This is a genomic window from Lactobacillus sp. B4015, from assembly GCF_026536055.1.
In the GTDB taxonomy this organism is placed as follows: Bacteria; Bacillota; Bacilli; order Lactobacillales; family Lactobacillaceae; genus Lactobacillus; species Lactobacillus panisapium.
Window position 1 is genome coordinate 118,657 of the sequence record NZ_JAFNOY010000007.1, and the last position, 17,209, is coordinate 135,865.

At 36.7% G+C, this 17,209-nt stretch carries 18 protein-coding genes; 2 read left to right on the forward strand and 16 right to left on the reverse strand.

The window, feature by feature from the left end:
• Positions 1-144: 144 nt before the first annotated feature.
• The 7 genes from J3U71_RS08420 to J3U71_RS08450 form a co-directional block, all read right to left on the reverse strand.
• Positions 145-909, reverse strand: coding sequence for an ABC transporter permease (locus tag J3U71_RS08420; RefSeq protein WP_220268594.1), 765 nt, complete (start codon positions 907-909; stop codon positions 145-147).
• Between the two features lie 15 nt (positions 910-924).
• Positions 925-1,683, reverse strand: coding sequence for an ABC transporter permease (locus J3U71_RS08425; RefSeq protein WP_267393703.1), 759 nt, complete (start codon positions 1,681-1,683; stop codon positions 925-927).
• Between the two features lie 5 nt (positions 1,684-1,688).
• Positions 1,689-2,561: an ABC transporter ATP-binding protein gene (locus tag J3U71_RS08430; protein ID WP_267393847.1), complete on the reverse strand. Its 873-nt coding sequence runs from the start codon at positions 2,559-2,561 to the stop codon at positions 1,689-1,691.
• 298 nt (positions 2,562-2,859) lie between these two features.
• Positions 2,860-4,122, reverse strand: coding sequence for a carboxylate--amine ligase (locus tag J3U71_RS08435; RefSeq protein ID WP_220268596.1), 1,263 nt, complete (start codon positions 4,120-4,122; stop codon positions 2,860-2,862).
• A gap of 19 nt (positions 4,123-4,141) precedes the next feature.
• A complete protein-coding gene (gene asnB / locus J3U71_RS08440) occupies positions 4,142-6,091 on the reverse strand; it encodes an asparagine synthase (glutamine-hydrolyzing) (protein ID WP_267393700.1) in 1,950 nt (649 codons plus the stop codon).
• A gap of 109 nt (positions 6,092-6,200) precedes the next feature.
• Positions 6,201-7,598, reverse strand: coding sequence for a metallophosphoesterase (locus J3U71_RS08445; protein WP_220268597.1), 1,398 nt, complete (start codon positions 7,596-7,598; stop codon positions 6,201-6,203).
• Between the two features lie 53 nt (positions 7,599-7,651).
• Positions 7,652-8,137, reverse strand: coding sequence for a hypothetical protein (locus J3U71_RS08450; RefSeq protein ID WP_220220252.1), 486 nt, complete (start codon positions 8,135-8,137; stop codon positions 7,652-7,654).
• Positions 8,138-8,356: 219 nt separating this feature from the next.
• Here J3U71_RS08450 and J3U71_RS08455 point away from each other — a divergent pair, with 219 nt between their 5' ends.
• Entirely contained in the window at positions 8,357-8,923 is a 567-nt protein-coding gene (locus J3U71_RS08455; RefSeq protein WP_267393696.1) for a DNA-3-methyladenine glycosylase I, read from the forward strand.
• Positions 8,924-9,076: 153 nt separating this feature from the next.
• Entirely contained in the window at positions 9,077-9,901 is an 825-nt protein-coding gene (locus tag J3U71_RS08460; RefSeq protein WP_267393694.1) for a helix-turn-helix domain-containing protein, read from the forward strand.
• A 23-nt stretch (positions 9,902-9,924) separates the two neighbouring features.
• Here J3U71_RS08460 and J3U71_RS08465 read toward each other — a convergent pair whose 3' ends face one another.
• The 9 genes from J3U71_RS08465 to phnD form a co-directional block, all read right to left on the reverse strand.
• Positions 9,925-10,710 carry a hypothetical protein gene (locus J3U71_RS08465; protein ID WP_267393693.1) on the reverse strand — a complete coding sequence of 262 codons (786 nt, stop codon included), beginning with the start codon at positions 10,708-10,710 and terminating at the stop codon, positions 9,925-9,927.
• A 9-nt stretch (positions 10,711-10,719) separates the two neighbouring features.
• A complete protein-coding gene (locus tag J3U71_RS08470; RefSeq protein ID WP_267393691.1) occupies positions 10,720-11,250 on the reverse strand; it encodes a hypothetical protein in 531 nt (176 codons plus the stop codon).
• Positions 11,240-11,875 (reverse strand): ATP-binding cassette domain-containing protein, encoded by a 636-nt coding sequence (locus J3U71_RS08475; protein ID WP_267393689.1) that lies wholly within the window; start codon positions 11,873-11,875, stop codon positions 11,240-11,242. Before J3U71_RS08475 ends, J3U71_RS08470 begins: the two co-directional genes overlap by 11 nt.
• Before the next feature lie 11 nt (positions 11,876-11,886).
• Positions 11,887-12,591 (reverse strand): hypothetical protein, encoded by a 705-nt coding sequence (locus tag J3U71_RS08480; protein ID WP_267393687.1) that lies wholly within the window; start codon positions 12,589-12,591, stop codon positions 11,887-11,889.
• Positions 12,588-13,271: a hypothetical protein gene (locus J3U71_RS08485; RefSeq protein WP_267393685.1), complete on the reverse strand. Its 684-nt coding sequence runs from the start codon at positions 13,269-13,271 to the stop codon at positions 12,588-12,590. The genes J3U71_RS08480 and J3U71_RS08485 overlap by 4 nt, the downstream gene beginning before the upstream one ends.
• Positions 13,272-13,614: 343 nt before the next feature.
• Positions 13,615-14,427 carry a phosphonate ABC transporter, permease protein PhnE gene (phnE, locus tag J3U71_RS08490; RefSeq protein WP_220268605.1) on the reverse strand — a complete coding sequence of 271 codons (813 nt, stop codon included), beginning with the start codon at positions 14,425-14,427 and terminating at the stop codon, positions 13,615-13,617.
• Positions 14,427-15,230 carry a phosphonate ABC transporter, permease protein PhnE gene (gene phnE / locus J3U71_RS08495; protein ID WP_220268606.1) on the reverse strand — a complete coding sequence of 268 codons (804 nt, stop codon included), beginning with the start codon at positions 15,228-15,230 and terminating at the stop codon, positions 14,427-14,429. The genes phnE (J3U71_RS08490) and phnE (J3U71_RS08495) overlap by 1 nt, the downstream gene beginning before the upstream one ends.
• The gene (gene phnC, locus J3U71_RS08500) at positions 15,223-15,996 is read right to left on the reverse strand and encodes a phosphonate ABC transporter ATP-binding protein (RefSeq protein WP_220268607.1); all 774 of its coding nucleotides are present in this window, start codon (positions 15,994-15,996) and stop codon (positions 15,223-15,225) included. The genes phnE (J3U71_RS08495) and phnC overlap by 8 nt, the downstream gene beginning before the upstream one ends.
• Before the next feature lie 18 nt (positions 15,997-16,014).
• A complete protein-coding gene (gene phnD, locus J3U71_RS08505; protein ID WP_220268608.1) occupies positions 16,015-16,944 on the reverse strand; it encodes a phosphate/phosphite/phosphonate ABC transporter substrate-binding protein in 930 nt (309 codons plus the stop codon).
• Positions 16,945-17,209 lie beyond the last annotated feature (265 nt).

Sequence of the window (17,209 nt, forward strand, 5' to 3'; positions counted from 1 at the left end):
TTACGCACAAAAAAAGATGATACTCAGTTCAGAACCAAGATCATCTTTTGCGACCTGCTTTTAATAAAAATTAACTTTTAAAAATATATTACTTTCTCAAAAAGCTTATGTCTGAAAAGGCCAAGCAACTTTTACAATCACATGCTAGAAGCGCTTTTTTCGAAAAATTAGATAGCCAATGATGAAAAAGATTATGATGTAAATTATTGACCCAAGCAAAATTTGTAGGTTATTCAAATGCGTCGTCAATACATACATACTGTAATTGGCATATTGTCTAGTCAAGTCAATCATGTTAAAGGGATTCCACTTCATCACTCGAATTAGCATATGTTTGTTCATTAAACTGGCAGAAATGCTCTGTCCCATAAATGTAACCAACAAGCTGACTGTAATGACAATCGCATTGTTATTAATTATGCAAGACAGCAGGAAGACAATCGTAATAATTAACATTGTTGAGATTAGGTCAATTGCAGAAGTTGCAAGCATGTTAATCCAAACCGGTTGATGATAGAGATAAATCGTATTCCAATCTACATTGTATCTAAAGATTGTGTAACGCAAAACAATGGTATAAAAAATAGCTAGAACGTGAAGAAAAATATCGTAAATAAATATTGCAAGATATTTCGATAAATAAACTTCAATCTTATTCGCTGATTTGTACAAAAGCGTCAAGATAGCATTATTTTGAAATTCCATCGAAAAGCTAGTTGCACCAACAATGACCAAGATAAACATGATAAAGTCAGAGGAGTCAAAGGTTAGTGTCAATAACAGTTTTTTAACTTCATCACTCAAAGAAAAACCTGTAAAAATCATCAGAAACAATAACAAGATGGCCGAAATCCAGGTGATTTTACGATGAGTCAATTTATAGAGTTCTTGTTTAATACTATAAGTCATTTTAAAACCTCCTTCCTAAACGCGCCGGTTTTTAAATAAATAATAACCAAGTACTGCAAAGATCAACCCATAAGCGATATTGGCAATAATTAGTTCACTATCTAGCAAGTGCGAAGTTGATATCAGCGATGTCCTTGTCAGTTGCTGTGATATAAAAATCATGCTCAGGGGATTCCATTTGATAATTCTTACTGCACTGGGAAAAGCCTGCATCAGTGCACTTGAAAAACCTGCGCCAAAAAAGGCTAAAACGATTCCGATGCAGACTACTGCCGCGTTATTTCGGGTTAACATGCACAGCATAAAAGATAAACCGGTAATAAAAAAGGAGTAAATAATTGCCCCCAGCATATTAGTCAAAAGGTCAATAATTAATGAATGCCCGTCAATAATGGCAACCCAGTCATATTTATGGCCAGTAAAAAGAAAACTAAACAAAAAAGTAAGAAGAATTGCCGCTACAGCAAGAACAATACTGTAAAAGAAAATGATCAAAAACTTAGCTAAGTAAATCTTTAGCTTACTTGAACTTTTATACATCATCATCATAATCGTTCTGTTCTTATATTCCATCGCAAAAAAGGCCGAACCAACTGTAATTATAATTAGCGGGATCCACTCAATTGCATCAAAGCCATAGATTAAGAACCTGCGGTCTAAAGCCTTACTGGTCAGAATGTTATATAGCATGGCACATAGCAGCACTAGCAAACCATAAATGGAAATTTTTTCATGATTAAATTTATAAACTTCTTCTTTCAAACTTTTACCCATGATGATTAACCCCTTTCTTTGTCCAAAATGTTAACAACAATTTGTTCAAAGTTAGCTTCGATTGGGGCCATTTCTTCTAAGTGAATCTGGTGTCCAAACAGCTCGTCTTGAATTTGAAAAATATCTTGGCTGTTAACAGTTAAGTAGTCATCTTGCAGAGAATAGGCAATACTATTATTTTGCAGGATGCGCATTGCTGCCTCATTATTTTCGGTAATCACCTTATATTTTCGCCGGCTAATCTCATTAAACTTTTCAATTTCTTGGTTAACAATGATTTTGCCAGAACTAATTAAAACGACTTTAGTCATTACCTTTTGCAGCTCACTTAAAACGTGACTAGAAATCAAAAATGCGGTGCCTTGATCCGCGTACTGCTTGATAAGTTTACGTACGCCAATCGTGGCTTCAATATCTAGGCCATTCATTGGTTCATCTAAAATAACTAGTTTAGGATGATTGAGCAATGCGATTGCAATGCCCAGTTTCTGTTTCATCCCTAAAGAATAGCCTTTTGACTTGTTATTAATGTATGAGTTCATTCCTAAAACAGATACGATGTTGTCCAAGTCTTCTTTTTCATGTGCATATAGTTTAAGATTTTGATAGCCTGTCAGAAAAGGATAGATTGCCGGGTGCTCAATCAAAGCTCCTACACTACTTAGCGCCTGATGATCATTTTCTGTTACTTTTTTTCCACTCATTGTAATCGCACCGGTAAATTTCATTAGTCCTAAAATGGTTTTCATAAGTGTAGTTTTACCTGCTCCATTAGGACCAATTAGTCCTACAATTTCGCCGGCCTTGATACTAAAAGATGCATCGTGAATGATCTTGGTCTTTCCGATATAAGTATTGACATTTTCAATATTGAGGATTGTCTTAGATTCTGTTTTCATAATCTTGGTCACTTTCTAAAAAGAAACTCCAGCTTTTAAATATTAAGCATCAAATAGTGTAATATTTATGTATTACACTATTACATTACCACAAAATGTATAATTGGTGCAAGTGCTCTTTTGTTGCTAAAAATGTGCTCATTACAAAATAAAAAGAGATGCCCTAAAATGATCATCTCAGTTATTAAAAAATTGTAAGCAAAAAGCATCAAGCTCAAAAATAAGCCTGATGCTTTTTATCTAAATTATTAGTAGTCAAATTTGTCCACGAACCAACTTATTTATCAAAAAACTGGCCCTTATTAACTTGGTAGTATTTCTTATAACGACCATAGTAATTATGAAACATGTATTTCATCAACAGCCAACGCTTAAAGTTGCGGTCTTTGTCATAAAAGACAGTCGTTCCGCATCGACCCTCATGAATTAATTCTTCCGCTAAACTCTTGGCTTCGTTGTCGCGCGCATATTCCTTAAAGACTTTAACCGGAATTCCTAGCCAAAGGACGTGCTTTGACTTTAGCTTATTGCCATAGACTGTTTCCTTGTTTTTCAAGTTGTCATAGACATAGTCATCAACATACCACTTAGCCAAATTGTAGCCATTTAGGGTAACGTAGAAACTTGACCGGCCCTGACGCAAGTTGATTTCAAAGAACTTGTATTTGCCATCTCGCGTATCGTACTTAATATCAAAGTTAGCCATCCCAGTGTAATTCAATTTTTCCAAAAAGGCTTCGACTTGCTCGTATAGCTTTTCATTGTATTCTGGCAAAATTGCCATGTAGTTTCCAATGGATTGCGGCGTTGGGTCTTCTAAAAGCGGGTGACCCATACACATCATTTTCACGTGATGGTCTTTATCAACATAAGCGTTTAAAACGCGCATATTGGAGTCATCACCTGGAATAAAGTCTTGCGCAATTAAGTCGGCTTGATAGCCGTTGCCGTAGATTTTACCAACAATATCACTCATTTCAGTTTCATTGTGAATGGTAAAGGCCTTTTTCCGGCCCTCAAAATGAACATCTAGCCAAGAAACTGGATCTTCGGGCTTTAATTCGATTGGATAATCAAATGGGAATTCCAAGTAATTACCAGCCTTAAAGTCAGCCATCGTAATGATCTTTGTTTTTGGATATGGCAAGCCATATTCTTCCGCAATCTTGTAAAAACCTTCTTTTGAAATCAGTTTTTGCAAAAGATCATACTTAATATATGGAACAACGAAAACTTGTTTTAGTTCATCTTGGTGCTTTGATAGCAGTTCAGCATAGCCATCCCCACAAGCAATCAAAATTACCGGCTCATCGTGATCTTGGTAAATTTTCATTTGCTCCCGCATTACTTCAATGAAGGTCGGGTCTTCGCTAAAGCCGTGGTGCAGTTCAACGTTAACGATCTTGGAATAACGCGTAGGCGCTAATTGTGTATCAGCCAGTGCCTTAACACTAATGCCGTATGCTTCGTTAAAAGACCTGGCCATGCCATAAACATTGATATCACTGCCAAGTAAGATAGGTGTAAAATCTTGTTTCATTTGAAAAATCTACTCCCAATTAAACTAATTTTCCTTGTTCAATTAAGCTGGCTACTTCCGGCTGAACGTGTTGGTATTTCTTGACCGTTTCTTCGTAATCAACAAAGAATAATTTATACCAAACAAGGAATGTATAAATGGTCCAAATCTGGCGGCGGTGTGAACCATCACCTTGATAGTTATCATCTAGCAACTGCAAAATCTTATCTTGCTCGAAAATGTCCTTAACAAATTCTTCGCTGAACAGTTCCCGCACTTGCTTGTAAAAACGTGGTTCTTGCAGCCATTCTTTAATTGGTGTTGGGAAACCAAGTTTTGGTCTTTTAGCCCATTCATCTGGCAAAACTTTTTCTGAAGCTTTACGTAAAGCATATTTAGTATCATGCTTATTAACTAAATAATCCGTTGGAATCGAATTAGCCCGTTCAGCAATCTTCTTATCAAGATACGGAACACGTAATTCTAAAGAATGTGCCATCGAGATCTTGTCGGCCTTTTGCTCAATGTCATTAAGCATAAAGTGATGCAAATCGATGTATTGCATTTGCCGCACATTATCAAGGTCTTTAACTTTCTTAAAGTCACTTTGGTAAATGCCATTCACCGTTAGCTTGTTGCGGTATGACGGCTTCAAAATGCTATTGGCATCTTCTGAAGTAAAAATTGTCGGGTAATCCATATCATAAATCACGGATTGACCCACATAGAATTCACTCGGTTCCGCCAAATTAGTGTAGAGATGAACCTTGCCAGGGAAGTTAGGCATCTTCTTAATCTTGTGCGCTAATTTGACCCGGCTCTTCTTCGGCAACTTCTTACACTGCGAAGTAAAAGCCTTAATAACGCTGTTATGCGTGTGCATGCCGTAGTTGACATACCCAGCAAACAATTCATCCGCACCTTCCCCAGAAAGTGCAACCGTAACATGCTTACGGGCCATTTTACACAGATACCACAGCGGAATAATTGACGGATTAGCGTCAGGCTCATCCATGTGATACTGCATTTCCGCAAAATCATGCATGGCTTCATCGGCTTTTACCTTATCCGAGAAAAATTTCCACCCCTTCATGTCAGCCAATGCCTTAGCCTTGGAGGCCTCATCGTAGGTGGCATCATCAAAAGAAATTGAAAAAACGTCGTCTGGATTCAAGATACTTGTAATGTAACTTGAATCAACCCCTTCAGATAGGAAAGCACCAACAGGAACGTCAGCATTATGATAGAGCTTAACTGTTTCTTGCAAGTCCTCATTGATCTTATTGACGGTTTCTTCAAAGCTAAACGTGTTAGCCTTATATTCCGCATCCCAATACTTGTGCGTTGTCATTTCACCATCTTTATATTCAAACCAATGACCAGCAGGAAAACGGTAAATTCCCTTAAAGAAAGTTTCCGTTAAATCATTATATTGGTTCATTAAGTATGGCTTAACAGCTTCAATGTTAAGGCGTCTCTTAAAGCCTGGAAAAGCGAGAAAGCTCTTGATTTCTGAACCAATCATTAAATGGCCGTTTTCATTGCTATAGTATAGCGGCTTGATTCCAAAGAAATCGCGTGCACCATACAATGTCTGGGTATTATCATCCCAGATGGCAAAAGCAAACATGCCACGAACCCGTTTGAGCAAGCCATCCATGCCCCACTCTTCAAAGCCATGAAGAAGTACTTCTGTATCGGATTTAGTGGTAAAAGTATGACCGGCCGCAATCAATTCTTTTCTTAACGGCTTAAAGTTATAGATTTCACCATTAAAAATAATTGCCCGCGTTTTGTCTTCATTATAAATCGGTTGACTACCACCACGTAAGTCAATAATTGACAGACGCCGAAAGCCTAAAGCAACTTTATCATTGGTATAGAAACCATCTGAATCAGGACCACGATGCTTAATTGCCGCCATCATCTTGCCGATAGCAGCTTGTTTATCATTTATTTCTGGATTATAAAATGCGACAATTCCGCACATAGCTTATCTTTCCTTAATATTTGTTTATTCGTTTAATTTATGTTTTTAGTTTAACTTTTTTATTATAGGCTAAAAGCCGGGCAAAAACCAAATTGCCCGTCTTTTTTAATTAAATATAAAAAATTCTTCTCTTGCTGGCAGCGCCGTAACCAAAGACCTGAATAAAATGCCGATCAGAGTCAATATTGACAATATAACCTGCGAATTCGGTTTGATGATCAATTTGCCGCTTCCAGTTCTTATTGTACTTAGTCGTTAAAACATGGTTAGGACCCATTAACGCCGAGCAATTAAACAAAATATATTGAATACCGTTAATCCTAAACTGGTCTTCAACATGCCGATGACCGCAAAAGTAAGCAATAATACGAGCATTTTTGACATTAGTAAAGTCAAAGTCATTTGCCAAGCGAAATTCTGGCGGAATACCACGGCTTGAATGCATTTGCCCTTTTTCACCCTGATTAAAGGCAACAAGCAATTCGTGAAGTGAACGCCCATTATACTTCAAAGCATTCGAGCCTTTGCGGTTAATTGGATTACCATGACTCATGAAGACAATGTTTTTGTTGGAAGATTGCTGCAGAATCTCAATGATTTCTTCAATCTGATCTTCCCTGATTGCTAACGTAATCTTTGCATCATACCGCTTTTGACCTTGTGCATTTAAAATATACGGCAAATCCGAAGTATTGACGGAAATAAAGCGAACATTATCTACATCAAAGTAACAGACACCGTGCTGGCGTGAAATATAATGTACGCCCTTTTGACGGTACATTGCTGGCCACATGATTTTTTCAAATTCATTTTCGGGAAAAGATGCCTTTAAATCATGTCGCTCATCGTACTTATCGTTTTCATCATGATTACCCTTAATCATCAAGTAAGGAACCTTATCCGACCTAAATGAGTTGCGCAGTTTGATTAATTCACTTTCGCCTAAAAAGCCGGTGTCGGAGCCATCAATCCAATCACCAAGATGGACTTTTAAATCTAACAGGCCTGAATCATCCAAGTAAGAAAATTCATTAACGTGCGTTAAGCCATTCCAGCCATAAAAGTCCGTACTATTGCGGTCTTTATAATGCGTATCGGTGATCACACTAACGTTAACCGAATTTTTACCGGCCCGAATATGACCTTTGACACGCTTAAGAAATTCGTCCAGGTACTCTTCAACGATATACCGGCGACCGGTTTTACGGCTAACAAAAGCGCGGTAACGCTCAAGTTCAGGGCTGAATTCACGAACATATTCCGGTGCCAAGTTGGCAGTCTTTTCTAAACTGAGTGCTTGGTGCAAAACTTCGTCTTCATCCTTATAGACAGTCAGGTTATACGGTTGATTATTAGGCGTATGCTGCTCGCTATCAACGTGATATTCCCCTACCGTCAAGTAATCCTGCATCGGATCAAGCGGAACATTTTTTTCACTAAATAAGTGGTGCAGCTTAGCCCCACTAGCACGATCAAATAAACCTATTGCATACTTAAAAACACTCATCATCTTGCCTCAACCCAAAGAAAAAAGCTGGGCACCTGCCGCAGCTCCAAAAATTATGCGTTGCTTGCCAATGCGTGGGCTGCTAAACCGATTGACAAAACTGCATCTTTAGACAATACTTCTTGTAACACTTTAGGTGCAATTGCTTGAACCGCACCAATTACCTTTAAACTATAAATTACTACATGTAAATCAACTGACTCATTATAAAAATCATCTTCGTAAGGATCCTCATGATTATATGTCAGATTGATTTGATCCTTATTAGCATAACCATCCACATGATTAGTTAAAATTCGATCGTGTAAGTCAGTCAACTTATCTGACAAGTCAATCAAAGTTAGTTTATGATCACTCTCAGCTTCATAGTACTGATCTTCCGTCATTTCAAAGTAATCTTTAATCGGATTATGCAATACATGCAGGTTATCAATTGCTTGATAAACAGCCTCTGCGTCAAAATCTGTTTCTTTATTTAAAATACTTTCTTGATTTTCGGCCAAGTTATCGGCCAGAGTCACTGTATCTAACTTTTCCATGGTATCCTCCTAAAGTTTAGTCTATATTATACCAAAAAAACTAGTATTGCACTTTTCAGGAACAAAATTTTTATTCTTTTACAGCCGAATTCAGCAACAGATAAAGAAAATTGTCAGCTAAGCAAATATTGCACCATTTTTTAACTAAAAAAAGGAAAAGGACAATTTTTGCGTAATTAGTTATAACAAGAAAATTTTTTAATTAAAGGAGAAACCAACATGCAAGAAAAAGAACGTTGTCCTTGGAGCAGCACCACCGATTCCTTAATGGTGCAATATCATGACCATGAATGGGGTAAACTTAATATAGATGAGTCCTACTTATACGAAATGCTGACATTAGAACTATTTCAATCCGGACTTAATTGGTCAGTCATCCTGCATAAGCGGGAAAACTTTCGCCGCGATTTTCACAATTTTATCCCGGCGGAAGTCGCTCAAATGGATGAAAATGACATTAATGATTTAATGCAGGATAATTCCATTGTCCGTAATAGACAAAAGATTACGGCAGCAATTAAGAATGCCCGGGCGATCTTGATCATCGATGCCACGTGCGGTAATTTTGCTCATTATCTGCAGGCTTTTTGTAAAACACCGATTGTGCACCATCCGCTAACACAAGAAGATGTTCCTAACACAAATAAAATTGCACAAAAAATGGCTAAGCAAATGAAAAAAGATGGTTTTACTTTCGTCGGACCCGTAATTTTATACTCATTCTTACAAGCCGTTGGCTTAGTCAATGACCATCTGGAAAATTGCCCGTTTAAGTATCACGGATGAATTTCTTCTAACTAAATCGTATATGTTGCACACGTTTCTGAGAAAAACCGATACTGACCTATTAATATCGTTAAAATTAAAAATGATATACATTATGTGTAAACTTTTCACTATTATCTCAGCAAAAATACAAATAAAAAGGACGATAATATTATGAATAATTTTGGTAATACGATTCGTAAACTTAGAGTTTCACGTAGAATAACCCAGGAACAGTTAGCAAAGGATCTTTTTAATCGTAGTTCTCTTTCTAAAATTGAACATGAACAATTAGAAGCTTCTTATGAAAACCAGATTCAATTAATTAGGCGTTTAGGACTTACACCTAACGAATTTGAATATATTTGTGACAACTACCATGTTAATAACAAAAATCAGCTTTTACATCGCTTTTTCAACTTAGAAGATAGTAGTGAAACAGACAAAGTCGAGGCATTATTAGATGATTGCATTAAATATGAAAACGATAATGATATCTCACGAATTATCAAAGTTCTTCAATCAGTACTACTATTGAATCAGCCTAGAGGTATTAACCAAGCCAAAAAGTTGGTTCAGCCAATTTGGTATGATTACCTTGCGAAAGTCGACCTTCTCACTATTACCGATATTGCTATTTTAAATACGATTTTGTATGCCTTTGACTACCAAACTGCAAAGGATATTATCAAAAGGATTAGCTATGAAATTGATACTCATTACCCATTTAAAAAAGCGTTAAGAGCTAATATTATGCTAAATCTTTCTTCAATTCAAATGCAGAAGCAAGAATTTGAATCAGCTGTAAGTACCTTAATTAACTTAAAACCTACCCTAAAAAAACTCAGACAATATGACAAATTACTTGTAGTAAATATCAGAATTTCAATTTGTGAAGGTAATAAGGCTACAGCGCTGGAGCAAGTGAATTTACTTCACCAAATAGATGCCAATAGGTTGGCAACTGCACTAGAACAAGAAATACAGGAATATCTTTAATCTCGTTTCTATTAAAGCGCGTTTTATAAACTTACTAGCCGTTTTTTATCAATTTGAAACATTACTATGCAGTACAGTACAAGTAACAAAGTCACAATACCAGTAACTAATAAGCTAACATTTGCAGTTGGAGCAGTTTCATGTAAAAAATCTGCGGGTGCATAGCTAACAAGATTAGGTAATTTAATAAAGGCATTTAGTAATAACAGGACAATTTGTAAAATTAAGCTTGAACACATTGCCAAAAACCTATTTTTTATCCATAAAGAAGTGACTACACCAAAAATAGCAAAGAGACCGCCCCAAAAGCTGGCAAAGATAATTGATAACAAAGCGTGCAATAACGGATGATAATAATAAAGTGCGACAAACATCGTATTGATATTGATTACCAAAATATTTTTATTAAGCAAGTTGTCAGGTCTTATGTTAGGTAAAACCATAAACCATGAGCATAAATTAATTAGTAACGGGATAGCAGTAACAATAAAGCCCGTGATAAATGCAATACTAACATATTGGCGTAATACCCGATTGAGCGGTTCATTGAGCTTAAACTTGGATAGCAAACCGCTTTGATAATCGTCTTTTAATAAAGTACTTGCAGGTATGCTGGCCAATAGCGGCAACAAAATAAAAAAGGCAATTGGTGCAAAACTAAAGGAATCAATTCCTAACCAGCGTGTGTATGGCGAATCTTCAGGTGGAATTGTTTTAAGCGGGAAAAATTGTAATCCACTAATAATTACTGCTAGCACTAAAGCAAAAAAGAACCAGCGCTTTTCAAGACGTGACCATAAGAATTTCATAGTTTCTCCTTATTCTAAAAGTAATGAATATTTTACAAAGTGATTTTTTACAGGAACTAAAAAGCTGAAACGCAGTTTTTGTGCCCGCAACTCATAAGAACTACGAGGAATTGTGAAATATATTGTGTAAGGCTGCTTATAAAGTTTCTTAGTAAGAGCCTTACTTGGATCAACTCGGCGCTGATTCTGATCATAAATATCATTACTTTGGTTACTAATCCCATAAGGATTATTCAAGAACATATTTGCTAGAAAATCTTGATTATTTTTCTTCATCCCATAATTAGGCTGGCTATTTTGTTTAATTGAAAGTTGAATTGTTGCCTTGACTTCCCGCCCAGTTTTCTGGACCTCAGCTTTGTGAATAATAAAACTAGTGTGATATGCATGCACCCATTCGTTTTTATGAAAGATGACTTCCTGCGTGACACCGTTCTGTCTTGGATGGGCGTTAACCCGCTGATAACGGTAAAAGCCAGCGCAGCCAACTAATACTGCAACAAGTATTGCCAAACACCATAATAACTTTTTATTTTTCATAGTTAATGGTTCCTTCTTTAACGTAAAGCTGATGGGTTGCAACTTGACTGATAAAATCGCGGTCGTGTGAAGCGATAACAAAGGTGGAGCCATTTTCGCGATACTGCTTAATTAGCTTGCTCAATTTCGCAATACTTTCAGTATCAAGCGCATTGGTAGGCTCGTCTAAAACTATCAGCGGATAACTACCCAAAAATGCTTGCGCTATTCCCAGTTTCTGTTTCATACCTAGCGAAAATTTCTTAACTTTTTGTTTGGGAAATCTTGCCAAGTCAAAGTAGTCCAACAAATCTTCGATTTGTTTATTTGAAATATTGGGGTCTAGCTTTGCAAGTAATTCTAAATTTTTAGTTGCAGTAAAGTCCTCAATTAAACTAGGATTTTCAATTAAAATGCCTGCTTTAACGGGGTAAGGGTCCTCAGTTCTTACTGGTTGATTATCGACAGTAACTGTTCCTGAGACCTTGATTAAGCCTAAAATGGTTTTCAGTACTAAAGTTTTACCAGAGCCATTGATTCCTTCTAGGGTGGTAATACTCTTTTGCTCAATATTAGCATTGATATCGTGTAAAAGCGGCCGTTTTTTAACAGTTTTGCTTACTTGTTTTAGCTCGATAAAACTCATTTGTTTTCTCCTTAATCTAAATTGATCCAGTGGTTAGAAAATAAATACAAAATAGTAACTACAATAATGGTACATAGCATTGATATTATGTTTGCGTTACCTACTCGCAAAATCATGAGACTGTTCAATGGATTCAGTGACCATGATGTATAAGCAGTAATAATTAACAAAACTAGTGGAATAACAATGCCTAGTGGTGCGTTATAGCGGCTGATAAGTGCCTGGAGGACTAATAATAAAAATATTCCTAAAAAATTGACGATAAATAATAGAAGCAAAGCTTGCAGCCCGTGAAAAGCACCAATGCTCAGTTCCTGTAAATTAAATATCTTAGTACATAGGATCATTAATAGTTCTGCCAATGCCGTGAAAACGACAGCTATTACCCCAATTAATTCAAGATTGACAGTTAGAAAATTAAATAATGAGTACTGTTGCCCACGTAATTGGACTCCTCTTACGTGCCAAAGCTCCTGAAAGCTGTTTAACACAATTAAAAGTGGCGTAATGAAATAAATAAGCCAAGAAACAGGCAAAGATTTGATTAAATAGTCGGTTCCACGAAACCAAGCTAAATAAAGTGAAAAATGTGGGTTAGCCTTAAATAATGCAGATTGAACAATAATCAAAAGACCAATTAGTACTCCCCAAAACAGAAAGCGATACCGAATTATCTGCCATAAATACAAAAGTTGATCCCAAAATAAATGTTTCATAAAATATCCTTTTTAGCTATGACCAAATTTAATACGGCACCTAGTAGCAAGATTAGTCCCACTAAAACGATTGAAGATAAAAAGGTCATAATCCCTAAGTCTGGTTTGACAAAATCATAGAATAATGATGGCTTACCATTAACGTTTAACAAGAAAGTCAGACTGTTAATACCAAAAATCACAACAAAAGTTATTAATTTTTTGTTTGAAAGCAAATAAGTTGTGGCTGTTAAGTAGCCAAAAGATAGTAAAACCAAACACAAGTAAATCATGCGCATTAAGATTCCGGGCCAAGACTTAACAAAAACGGCTAAATAACCACTGGCGATCATCATCGGAATAATGGCGATTAGCCAAATGAGTACCATAATTACGATGGGAATTAAAATACGATAAATAGTTTGCAGGATAAAAACTTTTCGTGTTTGGCAGCATAATGCATCAGCTATGCGATACTTTAACGTACTTAAAAGCACAATTGTAAAAGTCGGAATTATTCCTAAAAAAATATTATATCTTTGAAAAACGGACTGAATTAATCCGGTCTCAGAAGGAACAGTAGATTTTAAAAATGAAAATGCGGCTAGTACAAGGCCAACAACTACTAAGGCAAAAAGAGAATAGTTTTTTAAAAAAGCACGGTTGAGAATTGTTTGTTGCCTAATGACATTACGCTGCAATTATTTGTCTCCTTTTAATAAGATTATGAGTCATTGTGATTACAATTAAACAAAATTAATAATTCTTACTATTTCTTCTTATAATACTCCACATTTGTTTTGTAATATGTGCAAAAATTGAACATTTATTTTTTTATGACTTATTATTTTTAGCATAATTTTCATATCAAATATAACTTGTATACTTTTTCAACTATCTAAAAGAAGAAGGTGAGCAGGTAAGACAGACCAACCTAGTTATTAAGTTGATCTGTTTACCTTGCTTTGCTAATTTGGCTAAAATAAAAACCCTGAAGTTAACGCAACTTCAGGGTCTGCATTATTTAATTTCCTTATTTATTTTTTAGACCAATTTCTTCCGAATCCAACCTGAAATCCAGTCAATAACAATTACCATGATAATGATTCCCAATAAGATAATTCCTACACGATTCCATTGACGATACTGCAGAGCAATAATCAACGGATAACCAATACCACCAGCACCAACTAAACCAAGGATTGAAGCCGAACGAATCGAGACGTCAAAACGATATAAGGTGTTAGAAATTAAGGCAGGCAGCAAGTTAGGCAATGTAGCAAACATTACAATATTAGTCTTTGAGCCTCCAGCTGCAGTTACGGCCTCATTAGGTCCATCGTCTAGGTTTTCGATTGCTTCAGAAAAGAGCTTGGCCAGCATCCCCACTGAGTGGAAACCTAAAGCCAGCACTCCGGCCGCAGATCCTGGGCCGACAGCCTTAATAAACATTAAAGCCAAAACAATTTCTGGAAATGAGCGGATAATTGCCAAGACAATCTTGCCAATCCGCGACACGTACCATTTTTTATGCTTGGTATGTGCTGCCCAAAAGGCAAACGGTAAAGAAATGATGGCTGAAATGAATGTTCCTAAAAAGGCAATACAGACTGTTTCCCACAGCTGTGAAACAAGGTCCTCGCCTGTCCCGTTATAAACATAAGACCAATCGGGGTGAAAAATACCGGCAAAAATAGCACCGGCTATCTGCCCAGCTGTTTCTTTAATTCCGCCAAAGTCAATTCCCGTACATGACCAGATGATTAACACAACGGTAATGATTGCCACGCCCCAGTGCAGCAAACGTTTTTTCATATCAACTGGTTTAGGAGGTAATTTTTTCATTGAAGTATCCATTATTTCATCAACGCCTCCCGCGATTTAGACGAAACGTAATCAATTAAGACAACTACCAAAATAATTACGATAATAATTGTTCCTGTCTTTGGGTAGTCGAAAACCTGCAGAGTTTCTTGCAAGTATAGTCCTATCCCGCCGGCACCAATATAACCTAAAACAGTCGAAGCACGAACGTTAATTTCAAAGGCATATAAGCAATATGAAATAAAGTACGTCATTACTTGAGGTAAAACCGCAAAGAAAATAATTTGCAGCTTGTTGGCACCCACAGCCGTCAGCGCTTCAATTGGACCAGGATCAATTGTTTCAATTGCTTCGTAAAAAAGCTTGACCACAATCCCAAAAGTACAAATTGCTAAGGCTAAAATACCGGCAACCGGCCCGATTCCGACAATGGCAACAAAGATTGCACCTAATAACAGATCTGGTACGGTTCTGATAATATTCATGATTATCCGCAAAATACCGGTAACTGCCTTGTTTTTCACGATATTCCGCGCAATAAGCAAAGAATAGATAAAAGCAATAGCAGAACCAATAACTGTCCCCAAGATAGCCATTTTAATGGTTTCTAATAACAGTGGAATAACTGCTCCTAAGTACGACCAATTCGGATGCAGCATTTGTAGAAAAATATCTGCGAACTGACTAAAATTGCTAAACAGCGCACCTAAACTGGTTTTAGTAACCTTGGTTGAAACAATCAGACCAACAATAAAGAGCAGCAGCCAAAATAAGTTTAAAATTTGGAATTTTTTCTTCGGCAAAGCCATTAAATTATCTTGATCTGCCTTACTCATCTTGATCACCACCGCTGTAAATTTGATCAAACGTTTCTTCAGACGTCTCACTCATCTTGCCATCATAAATGATCTCACCCGCGCGTACGCCAATTACCCGTTTACCAAATTCACGTGCTAATTGAACGCTGTGCAAGTTAATTACAACTGTCATGCCGTGTTTTTCGTTTAGCATCTTAAGATCTTGCATTACGCGGCGTGAAGTTTGCGGATCAAGTGAAGCTGTAGGCTCATCGGCTAAGATAATATCTGGGTCTTGAGTCAATACCCGCGCAATTGCAACTCTTTGTTGCTGCCCACCGGATAATTCATCAGCCCGCGAATATACCTTGTCAGCCAAGTCGACCTGTTTAAGTGCATCATAGGCACGCTCTTTATCTTCTTGCGTGAATAGATTCAAGGTACTCTTCCAAGTTGGATAATACCCGACACGACCAGTCAGGACGTTCCGCAAAACACTGGAACGCTTAACCAGATTAAAGCTCTGAAAGATCATTCCAATATTGCGGCGGAGCATCCGCAATTCTTTACCTTTGGCTTTGGTAATTGATTCACCGTTAATTAAAATATCACCTGCAGTAATATCAATTAACCGGTTAATTGAGCGCAAAAGTGTTGATTTACCAGCACCTGATAGCCCAACAATAACGACAAATTCACCTTTATTGATAGTTAAATTGACGTCTTTTAAACCAACAACATCTTTGCCATAGACTTTTTTAACGTTTTTTAATTCAATTATTGGCTTAACTGCAGAATCTGCCATTATAAACTTCCTTTACCTTTATTTTTTAGTTGATTCGATAATCTTTTCGTATTTACGAACAACATTAAAGTCGCTGTCCTTGCTGGTAACATAGCCTTCATGAGTATAAATACTTTCGATAATCTTTTTACCTTTTTTCGACTTACCAATATCAATAAATGCATTGGCTAACTTCTTACGGAAAGACTTAGACATGCTTGGGACAACAGAAATTGTGTCATTTGGAATTGGCTTAGTGAAGTAAATTGGCACAACTTGGCTCATGATCTTCGGGTTGTCCTTCTTAACAATTGTCCGCGCATCTTCGAAAACAAAGGCAGCATCAGTATCTCCATTAAGAACGTTTAACACAGATTGATCTTGACCAGTAACAGTTACTAACTTGCAGTTCTTCCTAACATCAAGCCCTTTTTCCTTTAATTCAGCGATTGGGTAAACATAACCAGCTGAAGAAGTTGGGCTTTGAATAGAGATTGATTTACCCTTTAAGTCTTTCCATGACTTGATGTTAGAGCCCTTTTTAACTAGAATTTCTGCACGATAAGTGTTAACTAAATTCTTGGTTGGACGACCGCCTGGCTGCTTAACACCATATCTTTGTGCTTGAAGCAAAACATCAGCAGCATTTTGTTTATGAGCTAAAACATAGCCATTTGGTGGCAGAAAACCAACATCAACTTTCTTTGACTTCATTGCTTCTACAACCGTGTTGTAATCAGTTGACATTGAAACATGAACTGGAATACCTAAACGATCGGATAACATCTTTTCAAGTGGCTTAGCACGAGATTCCAGCTCAGTTGCAGCTTGACTAGGCACAAATTGAACATTTAATTCTTTTGGTGTGCCGCTGCTTTTTTCGTTTTTGCTTTTACCTGAACAAGCAGTTGCCATAACTGCTACTAATAAAACAGCAGCGCCAGCTAACAATTTTCTAAATTTTTTCATCATGCCCTCCCAGACATAAAAAAAGACTTAATCTAATAACACTAACGTGAAATTATCTTTAAGTCTTTTAATACATTATTAATTAAGAAACGAACAATACCCTCTTTTGTAAGGGAACGAAAAGAGTAACTAACAAAAATACCAATGCACGCTGCGCGCAATTCATACTTTTGCATGTTTTCTCACTCTCCCTTCGCCAGTCCGTAATTATTCTTACAAATAATATCAGAAATGTTTTGTTTAGAAAAGTAATTTGTTGGAAAAC

Coding starts and splice junctions, on each gene's coding strand:
- J3U71_RS08420 (WP_220268594.1), bottom strand. CDS start 909: ATGACTTATAGTATTAAACAAGAACTCTATAAATTGACTCATCGTAAA.
- J3U71_RS08425 (WP_267393703.1), bottom strand. CDS start 1,683: ATGGGTAAAAGTTTGAAAGAAGAAGTTTATAAATTTAATCATGAAAAA.
- J3U71_RS08435 (WP_220268596.1), bottom strand. CDS start 4,122: ATGAAACAAGATTTTACACCTATCTTACTTGGCAGTGATATCAATGTT.
- asnB (WP_267393700.1), bottom strand. CDS start 6,091: ATGTGCGGAATTGTCGCATTTTATAATCCAGAAATAAATGATAAACAA.
- J3U71_RS08445 (WP_220268597.1), bottom strand. CDS start 7,598: ATGAGTGTTTTTAAGTATGCAATAGGTTTATTTGATCGTGCTAGTGGG.
- J3U71_RS08450 (WP_220220252.1), bottom strand. CDS start 8,137: ATGGAAAAGTTAGATACAGTGACTCTGGCCGATAACTTGGCCGAAAAT.
- J3U71_RS08455 (WP_267393696.1), top strand. CDS start 8,357: ATGCAAGAAAAAGAACGTTGTCCTTGGAGCAGCACCACCGATTCCTTA.
- J3U71_RS08460 (WP_267393694.1), top strand. CDS start 9,077: ATGAATAATTTTGGTAATACGATTCGTAAACTTAGAGTTTCACGTAGA.
- J3U71_RS08465 (WP_267393693.1), bottom strand. CDS start 10,710: ATGAAATTCTTATGGTCACGTCTTGAAAAGCGCTGGTTCTTTTTTGCT.
- J3U71_RS08470 (WP_267393691.1), bottom strand. CDS start 11,250: ATGAAAAATAAAAAGTTATTATGGTGTTTGGCAATACTTGTTGCAGTA.
- J3U71_RS08475 (WP_267393689.1), bottom strand. CDS start 11,875: ATGAGTTTTATCGAGCTAAAACAAGTAAGCAAAACTGTTAAAAAACGG.
- J3U71_RS08480 (WP_267393687.1), bottom strand. CDS start 12,591: ATGAAACATTTATTTTGGGATCAACTTTTGTATTTATGGCAGATAATT.
- phnE (WP_220268605.1), bottom strand. CDS start 14,427: ATGGATACTTCAATGAAAAAATTACCTCCTAAACCAGTTGATATGAAA.
- phnE (WP_220268606.1), bottom strand. CDS start 15,230: ATGAGTAAGGCAGATCAAGATAATTTAATGGCTTTGCCGAAGAAAAAA.
- phnC (WP_220268607.1), bottom strand. CDS start 15,996: ATGGCAGATTCTGCAGTTAAGCCAATAATTGAATTAAAAAACGTTAAA.
- phnD (WP_220268608.1), bottom strand. CDS start 16,944: ATGAAAAAATTTAGAAAATTGTTAGCTGGCGCTGCTGTTTTATTAGTA.